The 18,273-nt window shown below is 62.1% G+C and carries 12 protein-coding genes; 7 read left to right on the top strand and 5 right to left on the bottom strand.

Annotation, left to right across the window (positions count from 1 at the left end; all coding sequences use genetic code 11):
* Positions 1-254: 254 nt before the first annotated feature.
* A complete protein-coding gene (gene rpoC, locus ABWP89_RS14660) occupies positions 255-4,538 on the bottom strand; it encodes a DNA-directed RNA polymerase subunit beta' (protein WP_353230200.1) in 4,284 nt (1,427 codons plus the stop codon).
* Between the two features lie 93 nt (positions 4,539-4,631).
* On the bottom strand, positions 4,632-8,798 hold the full coding sequence (gene rpoB / locus ABWP89_RS14665; RefSeq protein WP_353230201.1) for a DNA-directed RNA polymerase subunit beta: 4,167 nt from the start codon (positions 8,796-8,798) through the stop codon (positions 4,632-4,634).
* A 344-nt stretch (positions 8,799-9,142) separates the two neighbouring features.
* Between rpoB and ABWP89_RS14670 the strand changes: the two genes are divergently transcribed.
* Positions 9,143-9,331, top strand: a complete 189-nt coding sequence (locus ABWP89_RS14670; RefSeq protein WP_353230202.1) for a hypothetical protein — start codon at positions 9,143-9,145, stop codon at positions 9,329-9,331.
* Positions 9,332-9,367: 36 nt separating this feature from the next.
* Here ABWP89_RS14670 and ABWP89_RS14675 read toward each other — a convergent pair whose 3' ends face one another.
* On the bottom strand, positions 9,368-9,955 hold the full coding sequence (locus ABWP89_RS14675; RefSeq protein WP_353230203.1) for a hypothetical protein: 588 nt from the start codon (positions 9,953-9,955) through the stop codon (positions 9,368-9,370).
* Between the two features lie 288 nt (positions 9,956-10,243).
* On the opposite strand from ABWP89_RS14675, the gene ABWP89_RS14680 reads away from it, so the two are divergent.
* The 4 genes from ABWP89_RS14680 (at position 10,244) to ABWP89_RS14695 (ending at position 13,340) form a co-directional block, all read left to right on the top strand.
* A complete protein-coding gene (locus tag ABWP89_RS14680) occupies positions 10,244-10,429 on the top strand; it encodes a hypothetical protein (RefSeq protein WP_353230204.1) in 186 nt (61 codons plus the stop codon).
* A 923-nt stretch (positions 10,430-11,352) separates the two neighbouring features.
* The gene (rplJ, locus tag ABWP89_RS14685) at positions 11,353-11,868 is read left to right on the top strand and encodes a 50S ribosomal protein L10 (protein WP_353230205.1); all 516 of its coding nucleotides are present in this window, start codon (positions 11,353-11,355) and stop codon (positions 11,866-11,868) included.
* Positions 11,869-11,931: 63 nt separating this feature from the next.
* Positions 11,932-12,303, top strand: a complete 372-nt coding sequence (gene rplL / locus ABWP89_RS14690) for a 50S ribosomal protein L7/L12 (RefSeq protein ID WP_353230207.1) — start codon at positions 11,932-11,934, stop codon at positions 12,301-12,303.
* A gap of 110 nt (positions 12,304-12,413) precedes the next feature.
* Positions 12,414-13,340 carry a carbon-nitrogen hydrolase family protein gene (locus tag ABWP89_RS14695; protein WP_353230208.1) on the top strand — a complete coding sequence of 309 codons (927 nt, stop codon included), beginning with the start codon at positions 12,414-12,416 and terminating at the stop codon, positions 13,338-13,340.
* On the opposite strand, the gene ABWP89_RS14700 is transcribed toward ABWP89_RS14695, so the two are convergent.
* On the bottom strand, positions 13,327-14,553 hold the full coding sequence (locus tag ABWP89_RS14700) for an MFS transporter (RefSeq protein WP_353230209.1): 1,227 nt from the start codon (positions 14,551-14,553) through the stop codon (positions 13,327-13,329). The genes ABWP89_RS14695 and ABWP89_RS14700 overlap by 14 nt on opposite strands.
* A 142-nt stretch (positions 14,554-14,695) precedes the next feature.
* Positions 14,696-16,219, bottom strand: coding sequence for an aldehyde dehydrogenase (gene adh, locus ABWP89_RS14705; protein ID WP_353230210.1), 1,524 nt, complete (start codon positions 16,217-16,219; stop codon positions 14,696-14,698).
* A 158-nt stretch (positions 16,220-16,377) separates the two neighbouring features.
* Between adh and ABWP89_RS14710 the strand changes: the two genes are divergently transcribed.
* On the top strand, positions 16,378-17,778 hold the full coding sequence (locus tag ABWP89_RS14710) for an MATE family efflux transporter (RefSeq protein ID WP_353230246.1): 1,401 nt from the start codon (positions 16,378-16,380) through the stop codon (positions 17,776-17,778).
* A gap of 204 nt (positions 17,779-17,982) precedes the next feature.
* Entirely contained in the window at positions 17,983-18,270 is a 288-nt protein-coding gene (gene groES, locus ABWP89_RS14715) for a co-chaperone GroES (protein WP_353230211.1), read from the top strand.
* Positions 18,271-18,273: the final 3 nt, after the last annotated feature.

The following is an 18,273-nucleotide window of genomic DNA, read 5'->3' on the forward strand; positions in this document are numbered from 1 at the left end:
GACGCCGAAAATCGCGGTGGCCCCGAAAAGCTACACCACGCGTTGGGACACGATCTTAAAGGTCGCGTCGGGAGACAAAATTGCCGCCACGCGACCGGGTGCGAGTCCAAGTCGGAATGCAGATTCAGCCAATTAACGGGATGCAAGGGCAATGGCCCTTGCCCGCCGGAGGCATAAAGACGCCTACCAAAGACAACAAAAAACCCCGCCGGATCGCTCCAGCGGGGTCTTTGTTAGCGCTAGGCCAGTGCCCGTCAGGCGTCGTCGTCAGCCTTCAGCAGGTAATCACCTGCATCAGCGTCCAGACCGTGGGTTTCGCCTTCGACGGCGGCCAGGGGGTCATCGCCCATCGCTGCTTCGGCGCCTTGCTTCAGTTCTGCGGCGTGTTCCTCCGCTGCTGACTTCGGCGCGATCAGCGCTTCTTCGAAACGGCGGGTGGCGGCGCGCAGGGCGGCGTCGCGGCTGGTGGCGGCGACGCGCAGGCGGTTCATGCTGGCGCCGGTGCCGGCCGGGATCAGGCGTCCGACGATGACGTTTTCTTTCAGCCCGATCAGGTTGTCGCGTTTGCCTTCGACGGCGGCCTGGGTGAGCACGCGGGTGGTTTCCTGGAACGAAGCGGCAGAGATGAACGAACGCGTTTGCAGGCTGGCCTTGGTGATGCCCAGCAGCACTGGTTTGCCCACCGCTGGTTGTTCGCCGGCGGCAAGTTTCGCGTTGTATTCGTTCATTTCTTCGAAATCGAGCTGTTCGCCGGGCAGCAGGGTGGTGTCACCGCCATCGGTGATTTCCACTTTCTGCAGCATCTGGCGCACGATCACTTCGATGTGCTTGTCGTTGATCTTCACGCCCTGGAGGCGATAGACTTCCTGGATTTCGGCGACGAGGTATTCGGCCAGCGCTTCTACCCCCATCACTTCCAGGATGTCGTGTGGATCGGGCGAGCCGGAGATCAGGTTGTCGCCCTTTTTGACGTAGTCGCCTTCCTGAACGTCGATCACCTTGGACTTGGGGATCAGGTATTCCACCGGATCGCCCTCTTCCGGGATGATCGCGATCTTGCGCTTGGCCTTGTAATCGCGAACGAATTCGACCCGGCCAGAGACCTTGGCGATGATCGCGTTGTCCTTTGGCCGGCGCGCTTCGAACAGTTCGGCCACGCGCGGCAGACCGCCGGTGATGTCGCGGGTCTTGGCGGCTTCGCGGCTGGCGCGGGCGAGCACGTCGCCGGCGTTGACCATCTGGCCGTCTTCGACCGACAGGGTGGTGCCTGGTGCCATTAGATAGCGTGCGGCCTCACCCGAATTTTCGTCGAGCAGGGTCAGGCGCGGGCGCAGGTCTTCTTTTTTGGCGCGGCCACCGGCGCGGTTTTCGGTCACCACGCGCTGGGCGATGCCGGTCGCATCGTCGACCAGTTCGGTCATCGTGCGGCCATCGACCAGATCCATATAGCGCACCACGCCCGATTTGTCGGTGATGACCGGGGTGGTGAACGGGTCCCATTCGGCCAGGCGTTCGCCCAGTTTGATGGTGGCACCGTTGGGGTGGATCAGGTGGGTGCCATAGGGTACGCGGTGGATAGCGCGTTCACGGCCATCGCTGTCGAACACGGCGATTTCACCGTTGCGCGCCAATGACAGGCGACGCCCGCGGCTGTCTTCGATGGTCGGAATGTCACGATAGGTGACGGTCCCGTCGCACAGCGATTCCAGGTGCGACTGTTCGTTGACCTGCGCCGCACCACCGATGTGGAACGTGCGCATGGTCAGTTGCGTACCGGGTTCACCGATCGATTGCGCCGCGATCACGCCGACCGCTTCGCCGATGTTGACCGGGGTCCCGCGGGCAAGGTCACGGCCATAGCATTTGCCGCAGACGCCGACCGCCGATGCGCAGACCAGCGGCGAACGGATGCGCGCCGATTGTACGCCGGCCGCTTCGATGCGGGTGATCGCCGCTTCGTCGAGCAGCGTGCCCTTTACCACGATCACTTCACCGGTTTTGGCTTCGACCATATCTTCGGCCAGGGTGCGGCCGAGGATACGTTCGCCCAGCGAGGCGATGGTGGAACCGCCCTGGACGATCGCGCGCATTTCCAGCGCACGTTCGGTACCGCAATCTTCCATCGTGATGACGCAATCCTGCGACACGTCGACCAGACGGCGGGTGAGATAGCCGGAGTTGGCGGTTTTCAGCGCGGTATCGGCCAGACCCTTGCGGGCGCCGTGGGTGGAGTTGAAGTATTCAAGGACGGTCAGCCCTTCCTTGAAGTTCGAGATGATCGGGGTTTCGATGATTTCGCCCGACGGCTTGGCCATCAGCCCGCGCATACCCGCAAGCTGCTTCATCTGCGCCGGCGAACCGCGCGCGCCCGAATGGCTCATCATGTAGATCGCGTTGACCTGGCGTTCACGGCCGTTTTCATCCAGCGGCGTGGCGCGCAGTTCGTCCATCATGGCGGCGGCCACCTGGTCGCCACAACGGCTCCAGGCGTCGATCACCTTGTTGTACTTTTCCTGCTGGGTGATCAGGCCGTCTTGGTACTGCTGTTCATAATCGGCCACCAGCGCCTTGGTTTCGTCAACCAGCTCTTCCTTGCGCGGGGGGATGATCATGTCGTCCTTGCCGAACGAGATGCCGGCCTTGAACGCGTTGCGGAAACCCAGCGACATGATCGCATCGGCAAACAGCACGGTCTCTTTTTGACCGGTGTGGCGATAGACCTGGTCGATAACGTCCGCGATTTCCTTTTTGGTCAGCAGGCGGTTGACCAGTTCGAACGGCACGGTGTGGCTTTTGGGCAGGCATTCACCGATCAGCATACGGCCCGGTGTAGTGTCGTAGCGTTTCAGATACGATTTGCCCGCTTCGTCGGTCTGCGGCACGCGCGCGATGATCTTGGTGTGCAGCGTGACTGCGCCGGCGTGGATCGCCTGGTGCACTTCGGCCATGTCGCCCAGCAACATGCCTTCGCCGGGTTCACCCTTGCGGTCCATCGACAGGTAATACAGCCCCAGCACCATGTCCTGCGACGGCACGATGATCGGCTTGCCGTTGGCGGGGGACAGGATGTTGTTGGTGCTCATCATCAGCACGCGCGCTTCGAGCTGGGCTTCCAGCGAAAGCGGCACGTGGACGGCCATCTGGTCACCGTCAAAGTCGGCGTTGAAGGCGGAGCAGACCAGCGGGTGCAGCTGGATCGCCTTGCCCTCGATCAGCACGGGTTCAAACGCCTGGATGCCCAGACGGTGCAGCGTGGGCGCGCGGTTGAGCATGACGGGGTGTTCGCGGATCACTTCGTCCAGGATGTCCCAGACTTCCTTGCGTTCCTTTTCCACCCATTTCTTGGCCTGCTTCAGCGTCATCGACAGGCCCTTGGCATCGAGCCGGGCGTAGATGAACGGCTTGAACAGTTCGAGCGCCATTTTCTTGGGCAGGCCGCACTGGTGCAGTTTCAGTTCGGGGCCGGTCACGATGACCGAACGGCCCGAATAATCGACGCGCTTGCCCAGCAGGTTCTGGCGGAACCGGCCCTGCTTGCCCTTCAGCATGTCGGACAGCGATTTCAGCGGGCGTTTGTTGGCGCCGGTGATGATGCGGCCGCGGCGGCCGTTGTCGAACAGGGCGTCAACCGCTTCCTGCAACATGCGCTTTTCGTTGCGCACGATGATGTCAGGCGCGCGCAGTTCGATCAGCCGCTTCAGACGGTTGTTGCGGTTGATCACGCGGCGATAAAGGTCGTTGAGGTCGGACGTGGCGAAACGGCCACCGTCCAGCGGCACCAGCGGGCGCAGCTCTGGCGGGATGACCGGCACCACGTCGAGGATCATCCATTCGGGGCGGTTGCCCGAATCGATGAACGATTCGACCACTTTCAGCCGCTTGATGATCTTCTTTGGCTTCAGTTCCGATTTGGTTTCGGACAGATCCTTCAGCAGGTCATCGCGTTCCTGAACCAGGTCCAGGTCCATCAGCATCTGTTTGACCGCTTCGGCGCCGATCCCGGCGGAGAACGCGTCTTCGCCATATTCATCCTGCGCGTCGAGCAGTTCGTCTTCGGTCAGCAGCTGATAGCGTTCAAGCGGGGTGATGCCCGGCTCTATCACCACATAGCTTTCGAAATAGAGAATGCGCTCCAGCTGCTTCAGCTGCATGTCGAGCAGCAGGCCGATGCGGCTGGGCAGCGATTTCAGGAACCAGATGTGCGCGACCGGCGCGGCCAGTTCGATATGGCCCATGCGTTCGCGGCGCACTTTGGTGACGGTGACTTCAACGCCGCACTTTTCGCAGACGACGCCCTTGTATTTCATGCGCTTGTACTTGCCGCACAGGCATTCGTAGTCCTTTACCGGACCAAAGATGCGCGCGCAGAACAGGCCGTCACGTTCGGGCTTGAACGTGCGATAGTTGATGGTTTCGGGCTTTTTGATTTCGCCGAATGACCATGAGCGAATGCGCTCCGGGCTGGCAAGGCCGATACGGATCTGGTCAAAGCCTTCGGGCTTGGCCATCTGGTTGGTGAATTTGGTCAGATCGTTCATTGCGGGTTCCTCACCGGGAGGGGAAATTCATGGATTTGGTCGGCTGCGGGGGACGCGTGCCGGCGGGCGTCATCGCCCACCGGCAGCGCGCCATTATTCCGCGGCGTCGGCCAGATCGTCGTCTTCTTCGATCGATGACAGCTCGACGTTGAGGCCGAGGCTGCGCATTTCCTTGACCAGCACGTTAAAGCTTTCGGGAATGCCGGCCTCGAACGTGTCGTCGCCTTTGACGATCGCCTCATAGACCTTGGTGCGGCCGACCACGTCGTCCGATTTCACCGTCAGCATTTCCTGCAGCGTATAGGCCGCGCCATAGGCCTGCAGCGCCCAGACTTCCATTTCCCCGAAACGCTGTCCGCCGAACTGGGCCTTGCCGCCCAGCGGCTGCTGGGTGACCAGGCTGTAGGGCCCGATCGAGCGCGCGTGGATCTTGTCGTCGACCAGGTGATGCAGTTTGAGCATATAGATGATGCCCACGGTCACCTTGCGGTCAAAGGCTTCACCCGAGCGCCCGTCGTACAGCGTGACCTGGCCCGATGTGTCGAGCCCGGCCAGCGTCAGCATTGCCGACACGTCCGGTTCGCGCGCGCCGTCGAACACCGGGGTGCCCATCGGCACGCCGGCCTTCAGGTTTTCCGACAGCTCGACGATTTCGTTCAGGTTACGCGCATCGATTTCGGCGTGATACTTCGGACCATAGATGTCCTTCAGCTTGTCGATCAGCGCGCTTGGCGGCGCGGCGGTGGCCGGGTCGGGATTGTTGTGGCGCCAGTCTTCCAGCGCCTCACCAATCTGTTTGCCCAGATTGCGTGCGGCCCAGCCGAGGTGGGTTTCAAAGATCTGTCCGACGTTCATGCGGCTGGGCACGCCCAGCGGGTTGAGCACGATGTCGACATGCGTGCCGTCCGCCAGGAACGGCATGTCTTCAACCGGCAGGATGCGGCTGATCACGCCCTTGTTACCGTGACGGCCGGCCATCTTGTCGCCCGGCTGCAGCTTGCGCTTCACCGCCACGAACACCTTGACCATTTTCAGCACGCCGGGGGCGAGTTCGTCACCGGCCTCCAGCTTGGCCTTGCGGTCTTCAAACTTTTCCTGGATCGATTTGACGGTCGCGTCGTACTGCGCCTTCACCGCTTCCAGCTGGGCCTGACGGCCATCATCGGCCACCGCGAATTTCCACCATTCGTGGCGTTCGACATCGGCCAGCACTTGCTCGTCGATCTCGACACCCTTTTTCACGCCCTTCGGCGCGGCGGCGGCCACCTGGCCCAACAGCATGTCGCGCAGGCGGTTGAACGTGGCGCGGTTCAGAATGCCGCGTTCGTCTTCGCGGTCCTTGGCCAGGCGTTCGATTTCTTCGGCCTGGATCGCGCGCGTACGGTCATCGATTTCGATGCCGTGGCGGTTGAACACGCGCACTTCGACAATCGTGCCCGACACGCCCGGCGGCAGCCGCAGTGATGTGTCGCGCACATCGCTGGCCTTTTCGCCAAAGATCGCGCGCAACAGCTTTTCTTCCGGGGTCATCGGCGATTCGCCCTTGGGCGTGATCTTGCCGACCAGAATGTCGCCCGGATGCACTTCCGCGCCGATATAGACGATGCCCGCCTCGTCGAGGTTGCGCAGCGCTTCTTCGCCCACGTTGGGAATGTCGCGGGTGATGTCTTCCGGCCCCAGCTTGGTGTCACGGGCCATCACTTCGAATTCTTCGATGTGGATCGATGTGAACACGTCGTCCTTGACGATGCGTTCAGAGATGAGGATCGAATCTTCGTAGTTGTACCCGTTCCACGGCATGAACGCGACCAGCACGTTGCGGCCCAGCGCCAGTTCGCCCAGATCGGTCGAGGGACCGTCGGCGATGATGTCACCGGTTTCGACAAAATCGCCAACCTTCACCAGCGGGCGCTGGTTGATGCAGGTGTTCTGGTTCGACCGCTGAAATTTCTGCAGGGTATAGATGTCGACGCCCGACTGGCCGGCTTCGATATCGCCGGCCGCGCGGATAACGATACGCGTGGCATCGACCTGGTCGACAATCCCGCCGCGCAGCGCGCCGATCGCGGCGCCCGAATCGCGCGCCACGGTTTCTTCCATCCCGGTGCCCACGAATGGTGCATCGGCCTTGACCAGCGGCACCGCCTGGCGCTGCATGTTCGAACCCATCAGCGCGCGGTTGGCGTCATCGTTTTCCAGGAACGGAATGAGCGATGCGGCAACCGAAACGAGCTGCTTGGGGCTGACGTCCATCAGCGTGACGGTGTCGCGCGGGGCCATCACGAATTCGCCGTTCTGCCGCGCCGACACCAGTTCATCCAGGAACGAACCATCGGCACTGAGCGCGGCAGAGGCCTGCGCCACGGTGTGCTTCTGCTCTTCCATCGCCGACAGATAGACGACCTCGCCGGTCACCTTGTCATCGATCACCTTGCGATAGGGGGTTTCGATGAAGCCGTATTTGTTGACCCGCGCAAACGTTGACAGCGAGTTGATCAGGCCGATGTTCGGGCCTTCCGGCGTTTCGATCGGGCAGATGCGGCCATAATGCGTCGGGTGAACGTCGCGGACTTCGAAGCCGGCGCGCTCACGCGTCAGACCACCCGGCCCGAGCGCCGAAACGCGACGCTTGTGCGTGACTTCGGACAGCGGGTTGGTCTGGTCCATGAACTGCGACAGCTGCGACGAGCCAAAGAATTCGCGCACCGCGGCCACCGCCGGTTTGGCGTTGATCAGATCGTTGGGCATCACGGTCGACACATCGACAGAGCTCATGCGTTCCTTGACCGCGCGTTCCATCCGCAACAGCCCGACGCGGTACTGGTTTTCCAGCAATTCGCCGACCGAACGCACGCGCCGGTTGCCCAGGTTGTCGATATCGTCAACTTCGCCCTTGCCGTCCTTCAGGTTCACCAGTTCCTTCACCACGGCCAGGATGTCATCGGTGCGCAGGGTGGTGACGGTATCGGGGCAATCGAGCGCCAGGCGCATATTGAGCTTAACCCGGCCGACCGCCGACAGGTCATAACGGTCGCCGTCAAAGAACAGGCCGTCAAACAGCGATTCCGCGGTTTCGCGCGTCGGCGGTTCGCCAGGGCGCATCACGCGATAGATATCGGCCAGCGCGTGGTCGCGGTCCTCGGCCTTGTCCGCCTTCATCGTGTTGCGAATCCACGGCCCGGTGCCGACATGGTCGATGTCGAGCAGTTCCAGCCGGTCGATGCCAGCCTTGTCGAGCACGTCGAGGTTTTCCGGGCTGACTTCGTCGCCGGCCTCGATCCAGATGCGGCCGGTCGATTCGTCGATCAGATCGAGCGCCGAATAGCGGCCGAAAATTTCGTCGGTCGGGATCAGCAGCTGTTCCAGCCCGTCCTTGCCGGCCTTGTTGGCGGCGCGGGGCGAAATCTTGGTGCCGGCGGGGAAGATCACTTCGCCCGATTTGGCATCGACGATATCGAACGTCGGCTTGGTGCCGCGCCACTGGTCCAGCACGAACGGCACGCGCCAGCCGCCTTCGGCACGGACCCAGATCACCTTGTCATAAAAATGGTCGAGGATCTGTTCGCCGTTCAGACCCAGCGCATAGAGCAGGCTGGTAACCGGCAGCTTGCGCTTGCGGTCGATGCGGACGTTGACGATGTCTTTGGCATCGAATTCGAAATCGAGCCACGACCCGCGATAGGGGATGACGCGCGCGGCAAACAGGTATTTGCCCGAAGAATGCGTCTTGCCGCGGTCGTGGTCGAACAGCACGCCCGGTGACCGGTGCATCTGGCTGACGATGACGCGTTCGGTGCCGTTGATGAAAAAGGTGCCGTTGTCGGTCATGAGCGGAATGTCGCCCATGTAGACATCCTGCTCCTTGATATCGATCAGCGATTTGGTTTCGGTTTCCGAATCGACCTCAAACGTCGCCAGCTTCAGCGTGACCTTCATCGGCGCCGCGTAAGTGATGCCGCGCGCACGGCATTCGTTCACGTCGTATTTGGGCGATTCCAGGACGTAACCGTCCTTTTCCTTGATATCCAGGCTGGCGGTGCCGGCAAAATCCTGGATCGGAAACACCGACCGCAGCGTCTTTTCCAGGCCGGAAACATAGCCGGTGGCGGGGTCCGATCGCAGGAACTGTTCGTAGGATTCGCGCTGAACCTCGATCAGGTTGGGCATCTGCACGACTTCGTGGTTGTCGCCAAAAATCTTGCGGATGCGCTTTTTCACACCAGCGCGTGAGCTGGTGCCTGCGGTTGCCTTGGTTGCCATGGAGGGTATGTGCCTCTTTGCTCTGTGCGCCGGAACGGGTTCCGGCCAGGAATAATGCCACGCGCGGGTGATGGCGCCATCCAGCAACAAAAGGCCGCAGGCCTGATACGGACCATGCCCATTGGGGCAAGGGATCGTATCGGCCGCAGCCTGTTGCGTCAGATGGAATGCCGAACGTTTCCTTCCGTGGCCTTCCCCCGCGCATGGGAAAGCCTTGCTCGAAACGCTGGCTTGTGCCGCTATCTAGGGTTGCGTGGGGCACTTGTCAAATCAGGGGATGTCATTGGCGTGGCGCAGGATTTGGTTTATGGTGCATTGCGTCCGCAATCGATGGGGCTGTTGCGATGTCAGGGCTGTTCGTCCTATTCCAGATCGGTGCCAGTTTCGGCCAATGGGTCGCTGCCGCGCTCGCGCTCAGCCTGTCACTGCTGCACCCCGCCCCACGCCACCCGGTGCCGCATCGCCATGAACCCGTGCGCCTGCCCGAACTGGCTAGTGCCGCTCAGGCGGCCAAAAGCGTTAGGGTGAGCTAACACATACGCGCATCCCTCGCCTGATCGATTGGCTGGCTAAAAACCCTCATATGGGCAGTCTGTAGAAGTCGAAACAATATAGAATTTCGGCCATACTCCCTGACCTTCCCAAAAATCACACGATTGGCCAATCTGCTTGGCCCATTTGTCGGCACGCGTTTTTGTTAGAAGCCGATCCTCGGTGTCGACCACGAGATAGGAGGACGTCTCCTGCCCTGCCATACCCCAAACATCCCATTCTATTACGATCCCGTCTTTCTTGGACGCTTCGGCCAACTGCGAATAATGACTAGGAGCCCACAGCAAAAAGCGTATTTGTTGAACGGGCTTGTATGAATAAATAAAAGCAAGAGGCGCGAGAAATATCAGTGCCCACGCCAGCCACATACGAGTATGGTCGCTTTTGATTATCGCGGCCCGCATTGCGGCGATAAGAGATTCCAGAAACAAATATATAAGAACTGGGATAGAAAGCAAAAATGCTAGGAGGTTTCGGCTTGAACCGAAATACGCCGCCGCAAGCAGCAACAGCAAGCCATCGAAGACGGGCGCACTGGTAACGAAGCTGCTCCACCTTCTGAAAGAGAGCGTTTTTTTCCGAGGGTTTGCGCTGTGTTGCCACATGGGCGAAACTTGTCAGAAACAGGATGAGTGTTCAACGCCCACTTCCGACCAAAACCGGTCTTTTAAAGCGAGGTTCCGTACCACAAAAAAGCGGGACTATGGGTCGAAGCCCGGGGTGACGAGTGGGTCAGGGCAGTGCGCCACAAACGCCATCACCGCCGCGTTTCCAGCACGTATGACAACGGCGCAACGAAGGGTCGTGTCTCAGTTTGAATTTTGAGGGATCGCCTGTCGCAATCCCGCCGTAGCTCATATATTCTTAGCGCAAGGCATAGGAGGCAAAACACCATGGATGTTGAAGTGACCTCGGACAAGCGCGGATCGGTCCTGCATTTCTCAGGAGAGTCCTTATGCTGCAAAACTGAGAGGGAGATCGAGATCGCCGTTGCTCAGGCGAGACAGAAGATCGATGCCGCAGCCGTTAAGGCGAAGCGCGCAATCCTAAATGAAATTGAGAAGGGCGCTTATGGCTAAGGGCCCGCGCGGACAGAAGCGCCCAGCCGACGCGATTGGCCTTGCCATGACGATCAGCAAGATCGCTACCGGCGAGATCGAGGACACGCGCGAGGACGTGATTGCTAAGATCGACCGCGATAGCTTGACCGGCGGAATGGGACAATTATGCGGTATTTGATTGCGAATGCGCTCACGCTTGCCGCTCTGTCGATTGCAAGTCAGTCAGCGCAGGCCGGTCCTTCGACCGATTTTTCTCATATTGTGAGCGCTTGGAAGTCGCTTGATCCTCAACCCCAGCCCGCAAGGACTGGTAAAATCTTTCTTGCTCAGAGCACAGTCCCTATTTCCCAATGGTATAACTGTGCCACAAATGCCGCTGAATGGTTCCCCTCCTCCCCCTGCCCGCTCCGAACAGGTAGGCCGGGGGCCTCATCTTCTGGTTATCAGTGAGGTAAACGGGGGAATGACAAAGGTGCGCTACGCGACAGGGCGAGCTTGTATCCGCGCTCGTGACGCGGCCAGAGCGCAAATCGGTGGCGGTCGACTTCAGGCAATCTGCATCCCGCTTTAACTGGCAACGCCAAAGCCATAAATTCAAACTGAGACACTACCCAACGAAGCGAATCCTTGACTCCATCGCTGTTGCTGCTAACGGCGCCCCCTGACCGATGCGGGCCTGCCCGAGCGGTCATCCGTCCAAGACAGCTGGCGCCATCATCCGGTGGCTTAATCGTCCAGCCCAGGCGGGGAAAAGAGTTGTAAACGGCCCGATGCTCCTGCAATTGCGGACATACGGTGCCCGCGCCCTTACCGGCGCTTCTCCTTCCCTTGTCGATACGGACTCGCCCGCAATGGCGCGCAGTTTTGCGCGTCCGGCGCGGACAAACGTAGCCGGCCGTGCGGGGCATTTCCCGTTTCGGTCATTTGTGAAGGAGTATGGCATGGATCGTTCGCAGAAAGCCGATTCGGTCGCCTATCTCACCGATGTTTTCAACAAGTCCGGCGTGGTGGTTGTCACCCGCAATCTTGGCATGACGGTGGCGCAATCCACTGTTTTGCGTACGAAAATGCGTGAGGCTGGGGCGACTTACAAGGTTGCGAAAAACAGTCTGGCCAAAATTGCCCTCCAGGATACGGACTATGCGGCGATCGGTGATCTGTTCACCGGCCCAACCGCGATTGCCGCATCCAGCGATCCCGTCGCCGCCGCCAAGGTGATCGTCGATTTCGCCAAGACCACCGACAAGATTGAAATCCTCGGTGGCGGGATGGGTACCATGGTTCTGAATGCCGATGGGATCAAGGCGCTTGCCACGATGCCCTCGCTCGATGAACTGCGGGCCAAGCTTATCGGCCTCATTCAGGCCCCGGCGACCAAGATCGCCCAGGTTGTTACCGCTCCGGCGGCCAAACTGGCGCGTGTTTTTGCCGCCTATGCCGAAAAAGACGCCGCGTAACCGTTCGATTGCACCACATTCGCCCGGGCGTTCCGGGCCAATCCCTTATCAGGAGTTATCATCATGGCCGATATCGCCAATCTCGTCGCAGAACTGTCTAAGCTGACCGTGCTTGAAGCCGCTGACCTTGCCAAGGCACTGGAAGAAGCATGGGGCGTAAGCGCCGCCGCCGCCGTCGCGGTTGCTGCTGCTCCTGCCGAAGCCGCTGCCGCGGTGGAAGAACAGACCGAATTCGACGTCATCCTGACCGGTGACGGCGGCAAGAAGATCCAGGTGATCAAGGAAGTCCGTGCGATCACGCAGCTGGGCCTGACCGAAGCCAAGGCGCTGGTCGAAGCCGCGCCGAAGGCTATCAAGGAAGGCATTTCCAAGACCGAAGCCGAAGAAATCAAGGCCAAGGTCGAAGCAGCCGGCGGCACCGTCGAAATCAAGTAATCCGATTATGCCCGCCGCGCTTGCGGGGCGGGCAAGGATTGCGCAAAACAGGGGCGGCTCCATCGTGGGGCTGCCCCTTTTTCGTACCCTGCGCCCGATTGGATCACGCTATGGCCACTGTCACCGTCGCAGCCTTGCAAATCGGGGCTGATCCTGCGGGCAAAGCTGCCACCGTACAGGCGATCCTGGGGTTTGAGGACGCCATCGCGGCATCGGGTGCGGCGCTGGTGGTGATGCCAGAGGCGTTGCTGGGCGGATATCCAAAGGGCGAACAGTTTGGCGCGCACCTGGGGTATCGCACCGATCAGGGGCGGATCGACTTTGCCGCCTATTTCGCCAACGCGGTGGATATTGACGGACCGGAACTGGCCGCGCTGGCCGGATTGAGCACCCGCACCGCGGCATCGCTGGTGCTGGGCGTGATCGAACGTGCGGGATCATCGCTGTTCTGCACCGCCGTGTTTATCGAGCCGGATGCGGGGGTGGTCGCCATTCACCGCAAGCTGAAACCGACCGGCACCGAACGGCTGATCTGGGCCCAGGGCGATGGATCGACGCTGCCGGTGGTGCAGAGCCGCGCGGGACGGATCGGCGCGGCGATCTGCTGGGAAAACCACATGCCGCTGTTCCGCACCGCGATGTATGCCAAGGGTATCGATATCTGGTGCGCGCCAACAGTGGATGATCGCGACATCTGGCGCTGCACCATGCGGCACATCGCGCACGAGGGCCGCTGTTTCGTGATCAGCGCCTGCCAGGTGATGGCCTCGCCCGACCAACTGCGCCGCGACATCGCCGGCTGGGACGCCGATCGCCCGTTGCTGCGCGGGGGCAGCATGATCGTCGGGCCACTGGGTGATGTGCTGGCCGGCCCGCTGGAACACCAGACCGGTTTGCTGGTGGCGGAAATCGACAAGGCCGAGCTGGTCCGCGCGCGTTTTGATTTCGACGTTGTCGGCCACTATGCGCGGCCCGATGTGTTCAGCCTGACCGTGGATGAACGCCCGCGCGACGGGGTGGTGTTTACGGCGGATTGATGGCGCGGTCGGGCAGGGCAACGGCAAACACTGCTGCGCCCGCCGCGCTGACCAGCGCGGCAAAGCCGAATGCGCCAGAAAAGCTGCCGGTCATATCGACGATCACCCCGGTCACCAGGGGCCCGATCACGCCCGACAGGCTGCCGATCGCGTTCTGTACCCCGATCCACCCGGCCACTTCGTGCGGGCGGGCATAACCCTGCCCCAGCGCAAACACCATCGTCGGCAGGCAGCCCATAAACACCCCGGTCACCAGCAGCGCGGCCAGCAGGCCTTGCGGCCCCTGCGCCAGCGCGATCGCGGTGATGCCGACCACCGATCCCAGCTCTGCCACCACGCACAGCCAGCGTTTGACGCGTGCCGGCGCGTGCCCGCGCCGCACCAGCGCATCGGCCAACTGCCCCCAGGCCAGCGAAGCCAGCGCCTGAATCCCAAAGGTCGCGGTGGCAAACAGCGTCATCGTCGGAATCGGCAAGCCGCGCGACCGCACCAGATAGAGCGGCAGCCAGATCGACAGAAAGAAAAAGCCATAGTTGGCCAGCACATGCGCAGCGCCCATGATCCACAGCGTCCGCTGTGCCAGCAGATCGCGCCAGGGTGCGGCAGGCTGTGACACTTGCGCTGCGGCCACCGGCAAGCGCGACTGCAACACCAGCCACGGCACCACCCACACCAGGGTCGCCACACCAAACACCAAAAACACCCGTTGCCAGCCAAAGTGCGCCAGGATCAGCCCGCCCGCCAGCGCGCCCAGCGCCGGCCCCAGCGCCAGCCCCGCCGCCACCACCGCATTGGCCAGCCCGCGCCGCTCCGCCGGGACATGCGTCGCAATCAGCTTTGACGTGCAGGGAAACAGCGCTGCCTCACCCAGCCCAAGCAGCAGCCGCAGCACCACCAGCGTGGCCAGCCCTGCGGCCAGACTGGTCAGCAGCGTTGCCGTCGCCCACAGCGCAACTGCCAGCCCGAGCAGCCGCGCGGTCGGCCAGCGATCGGCCATTATGCCGACAAACGGCTGGGCCAGCCCGTAAGTCCAGAAAAACGCCGACACCGCCAGACCAAACCGGGTGGCCGACAGCCCGAGCGACTTGCTCATGACCGGGGCGGCAATGCCGATGGCGCCGCGATCGACAAAGTTCAGCATGACCGCGATCGCCAGCAGGCCGACCATCGCCGCGACAGTGCGGTGGTGCGGTTTGCGGCCATGTGTTTGCATCAGGTTACTATCCCCTCGTCACCCCGGGGCTTGTGCCACGGCGGCTGCATACAAAAAGGCAGCGGGACCCCGGGTCAAGCCCGGGAAGGCGGTGGGGGCAAGGAAAAGGCGGGGACGGAGTGACCGCCCCCGCCCTCACCAATCAGAAAAAGCCCAGTTTTTTCGCGCTATAGCTGACCAGCATGTTCTTGGTCTGCTGATAGTGGTCCAGCATCATCTTGTGGTTTTCGCGGCCGATGCCCGACTGTTTGTACCCGCCGAACGCGGCATGCGCAGGATACGCGTGATAGCAATTGGTCCACACCCGCCCGGCCTCGATCGCGCGGCCAAAGCGATAGCAGGTGTTGGCATCGCGGCTCCACACGCCCGCGCCCAGGCCATAATTGCTGTCGTTGGCAATCGACAGCGCGTCATCGGCATCCTTGAACGTGGTGGTCGACACCACCGGGCCAAAGATTTCCTCCTGAAAAATGCGCATCTTGTTGTGGCCCTTGAACACCGTCGGCTGAATGTAAAAGCCGCCGGCCAGCGCCCCGGTCATGGGCGCGACGCCGCCGCCGGTCAGGACTTGCGCGCCTTCGTCACGGCCGATCTGCAGATAGCGCAGGATCTTGTCCTGCTGTTCTTCGCTGGCCTGCGCGCCGATCATGGTGGTGATATCCAGCGGGTTGCCCTGCACGATCGCCTCAACCCGTTTGATCGCGCGTTCCATGAATTGGTCATAGATCGATTCCTGGATCAGCGCGCGGCTGGGGCAGGTGCATACTTCGCCCTGGTTGAGCGCGAACATGACAAAGCCTTCGATCGCCTTGTCGAAGAAATCGTCATCGTGCGCGGCAACGTCGGCGAAAAAGATGTTGGGGCTTTTCCCGCCCAGTTCCAGCGTGACCGGGATCAGGTTGGCGCTGGCATATTGCATGATCAGCCGCCCGGTGCTGGTTTCACCGGTGAACGCGATCTTGGCAATGCGCTTTGACGATGCCAGCGGCTTGCCCGCCTCCAGCCCGAACCCGTTGACGACGTTGAGCACGCCCGCGGGCAGCAGATCGGCAATCATTTCGATCAGCACCATGATCGATGCCGGGGTCTGTTCGGCGGGTTTCAGCACCACGCAATTGCCCGCACCCAGCGCCGGCGCCAGTTTCCACACCGCCATCAGGATCGGGAAATTCCATGGGATGATCTGGCCCACGACACCCAGCGGTTCGTGAAAGTGATAGCCGACGGTGTCATCATCGATCTGCGACAGCGATCCTTCCTGTGCGCGCACGCAGCCGGCGAAATAGCGGAAATGGTCGATTGCCAGCGGGATGTCGGCGGCCAGCGTTTCGCGGATCGGCTTGCCATTGTCCCATGTTTCGGCGGTGGCCAGCTTTTCCAGGTTGGCTTCCATGCGGTCGGCAATCCGCGACAGGATCAGCGCGCGTTCGGCCGCCGATGTCTTGCCCCAGGTCACGCGCGCGGCATGCGCGGCGTCCAGCGCCAGTTCGATATCCGCCTCATCCGACCGGGCGCACTGGCACACCACTTTGCCGGTGATTGGCGAAACATTGTCGAAATAGCGGCCATTGACCGGCGCCACCCATTTTCCGCCGATGAAATTGTCGTAGTGTTTGGCGAAAGGGGCAACCAGCCCGTCCTGCTGATCGGCAACCATGACGTTCATAACCTGATCCTCTCCATGTGCGATCCGGGCCTGTCCTGCCCGGTATCCTGATGCCGCATCATCATCCCGCGACGCCGCCGGTGCAAGCATGAAACGACGCGCGGGCGCGCGGTTTGCGCCTTTCGCCCGGCGGCGCGACCGCGTATGGCGCCGGCGACATGTTTGAAAGCCCACCCCGCACCCTGCTTGGCGAAGCACGCGCCACGGTTTCCCTGGCCGCGCCGCTGGTCGCGTCCAACCTGCTGCAGATGGCGGTGTTTGCGATCGACGTGGTGTTTGTGGCACGGCTGGGGCCGACCGCGCTGGCGGCATCATCGCTGACGGTATCGGTGTTCGGCCTGTGTATCTGGAGCCTGACCGGGCTGGTCGGCGCGGCATCACCCCTGATCGCGGCCGAACTGGGGCGCCGTTCGCACGCCGTGCGAGAGGTGCGCCGGTCTGTGCGCATGGCGGCCTGGGCCGGGATCGGCGCAGCGTTTGTGGCCATGGCGATCTGCAGCATGATCGGGCCGATATTGGCGGTGACCGGACAATCGCCCAAAGTCATCGCGCTGGCGGTACCATTCATGCACGTGCTGATGTGGGCGGCGATCCCGACCATACTGGGCGCGCTGCTGCGCAGTACGCTGGCCACGCTGGGTCGGCCCACGATCGGGCTGGCGATCACCGCGCTGGCGCTGTGCCTGAATGGCCTGGGCAACTGGCTGTTCGTGTTCGGTCATGGCGGCATGCCCGCACTGGGGCTGCAAGGGTCCGCGCTGTCGAGCGTCATGACCAGCACGCTGACGCTGATCGCCTATGTGCTGGTCATCCGGTTTGACCGCCGGTTGCGGCGGTATCGCATGTTCGGGCGGTGGTGGCGGATGGATGGCGAACGCCTGCGCGACGTGCTGGCGATCGGCCTGCCGATCACCGCGACGATCGTGGCAGAGGGCGGGCTGTTCAATGGCGCCGCATTCCTGATGGGGCGCATCGGCGAATTGCCGCTGGCGGCGCATGCGCTGGCGCTGCAGTTCGCGTCGATCATGTTCATGGTGCCGTTCGGCATTGCGCAGGCCGCCACCATCCGGGTGGGCCGGGCCTATGGCGCGGGCGACCGGCACGGGGTGACGCTGGCCGGGCATGTCGCGCTGCTGACCGGCGTCGGGTTCATGTCGCTGGCGGCGGCGCTGCTGCTGTTTGCGCCGCGCACGATCATGGTGCTGTATATCGATCCGTCGCTGCCGGCCAATGCCGCGCTGGTGGCGCTGACCGTGCAGTATATGAGCGTGGCGGCCGCGTTTCAGCTGTTCGATGGCGCACAGACGGTCACCGCATCGCTGTTGCGCGGGCTGCAGGATACCCGCGTGCCAATGGCGATCGCACTGTTTGGCTATTGGGTGCCCGGCATGGGCACGGCGGTGTGGCTGGGGTTGTTCACCCCGCTGGCCGGCATGGGCGTATGGCTGGGACTGCTGGCCGGGCTGGTGACAGTGGCGGCGCTGCTGATCTGGCGCTGGCACCACCGCGTTGCGCTGGGGCTGGTGCCCGATGCCCCGCTGCGCGATCAGGCCGCCTGATCGCGCAGGCTGAACGCGCAGGCTGATCTGGCGCGCGCAAAATGTTGCGCCACACGACAAATCTGTGGCCACCCCCACTTGACGCGACCTTGCCGCTTACCCATATCCGCCTCGCTGGCACTCTCATGCTGTGAGTGCCAGAAAGTTTGCAACACCGATCAGGCCCGTATGGGCGATCGATGAACTGGAAGAGGTAGCAACCCCATGACATTCCGTCCGTTGCACGACCGTGTGCTGGTGCGCCGAGTCGAGGCTGAGGAAAAGACTGCTGGCGGGATCATCATCCCCGACAGCGCCAAGGAAAAGCCGGCTGAAGGCGAAATCGTTGCCATCGGCACCGGTGCACGCGCCGAAAACGGCACGATCACTCCGCTGGACGTGGCGGTCGGTGACCGCGTGCTGTTCGGCAAATGGTCGGGCACCGAAGTCAAGGTCGCGGGCGAAGACCTGCTGATCATGAAGGAATCGGACATCCTCGGCGTCATCGGCTGAGTG

Source organism: Novosphingobium sp. (genome assembly GCF_040398825.1).
In the GTDB taxonomy this organism is placed as follows: Bacteria; Pseudomonadota; Alphaproteobacteria; order Sphingomonadales; family Sphingomonadaceae; genus Novosphingobium.

Excerpts from the sequence above, each read along its gene's own strand:
- rplL (WP_353230207.1), top strand. The coding sequence starts at position 11,932 with ATGGCCGATATCGCCAATCTCGTCGCAGAACTGTCTAAGCTGACCGTG.
- groES (WP_353230211.1), top strand. The coding sequence starts at position 17,983 with ATGACATTCCGTCCGTTGCACGACCGTGTGCTGGTGCGCCGAGTCGAG.
- rplJ (WP_353230205.1), top strand. The coding sequence starts at position 11,353 with ATGGATCGTTCGCAGAAAGCCGATTCGGTCGCCTATCTCACCGATGTT.
- rpoC (WP_353230200.1), bottom strand. The coding sequence starts at position 4,538 with ATGAACGATCTGACCAAATTCACCAACCAGATGGCCAAGCCCGAAGGC.
- ABWP89_RS14680 (WP_353230204.1), top strand. The coding sequence starts at position 10,244 with ATGGATGTTGAAGTGACCTCGGACAAGCGCGGATCGGTCCTGCATTTC.
- ABWP89_RS14695 (WP_353230208.1), top strand. The coding sequence starts at position 12,414 with ATGGCCACTGTCACCGTCGCAGCCTTGCAAATCGGGGCTGATCCTGCG.
- adh (WP_353230210.1), bottom strand. The coding sequence starts at position 16,219 with ATGAACGTCATGGTTGCCGATCAGCAGGACGGGCTGGTTGCCCCTTTC.
- ABWP89_RS14710 (WP_353230246.1), top strand. The coding sequence starts at position 16,378 with ATGTTTGAAAGCCCACCCCGCACCCTGCTTGGCGAAGCACGCGCCACG.
- ABWP89_RS14670 (WP_353230202.1), top strand. The coding sequence starts at position 9,143 with ATGTCAGGGCTGTTCGTCCTATTCCAGATCGGTGCCAGTTTCGGCCAA.
- rpoB (WP_353230201.1), bottom strand. The coding sequence starts at position 8,798 with ATGGCAACCAAGGCAACCGCAGGCACCAGCTCACGCGCTGGTGTGAAA.
- ABWP89_RS14675 (WP_353230203.1), bottom strand. The coding sequence starts at position 9,955 with ATGTGGCAACACAGCGCAAACCCTCGGAAAAAAACGCTCTCTTTCAGA.
- ABWP89_RS14700 (WP_353230209.1), bottom strand. The coding sequence starts at position 14,553 with ATGCAAACACATGGCCGCAAACCGCACCACCGCACTGTCGCGGCGATG.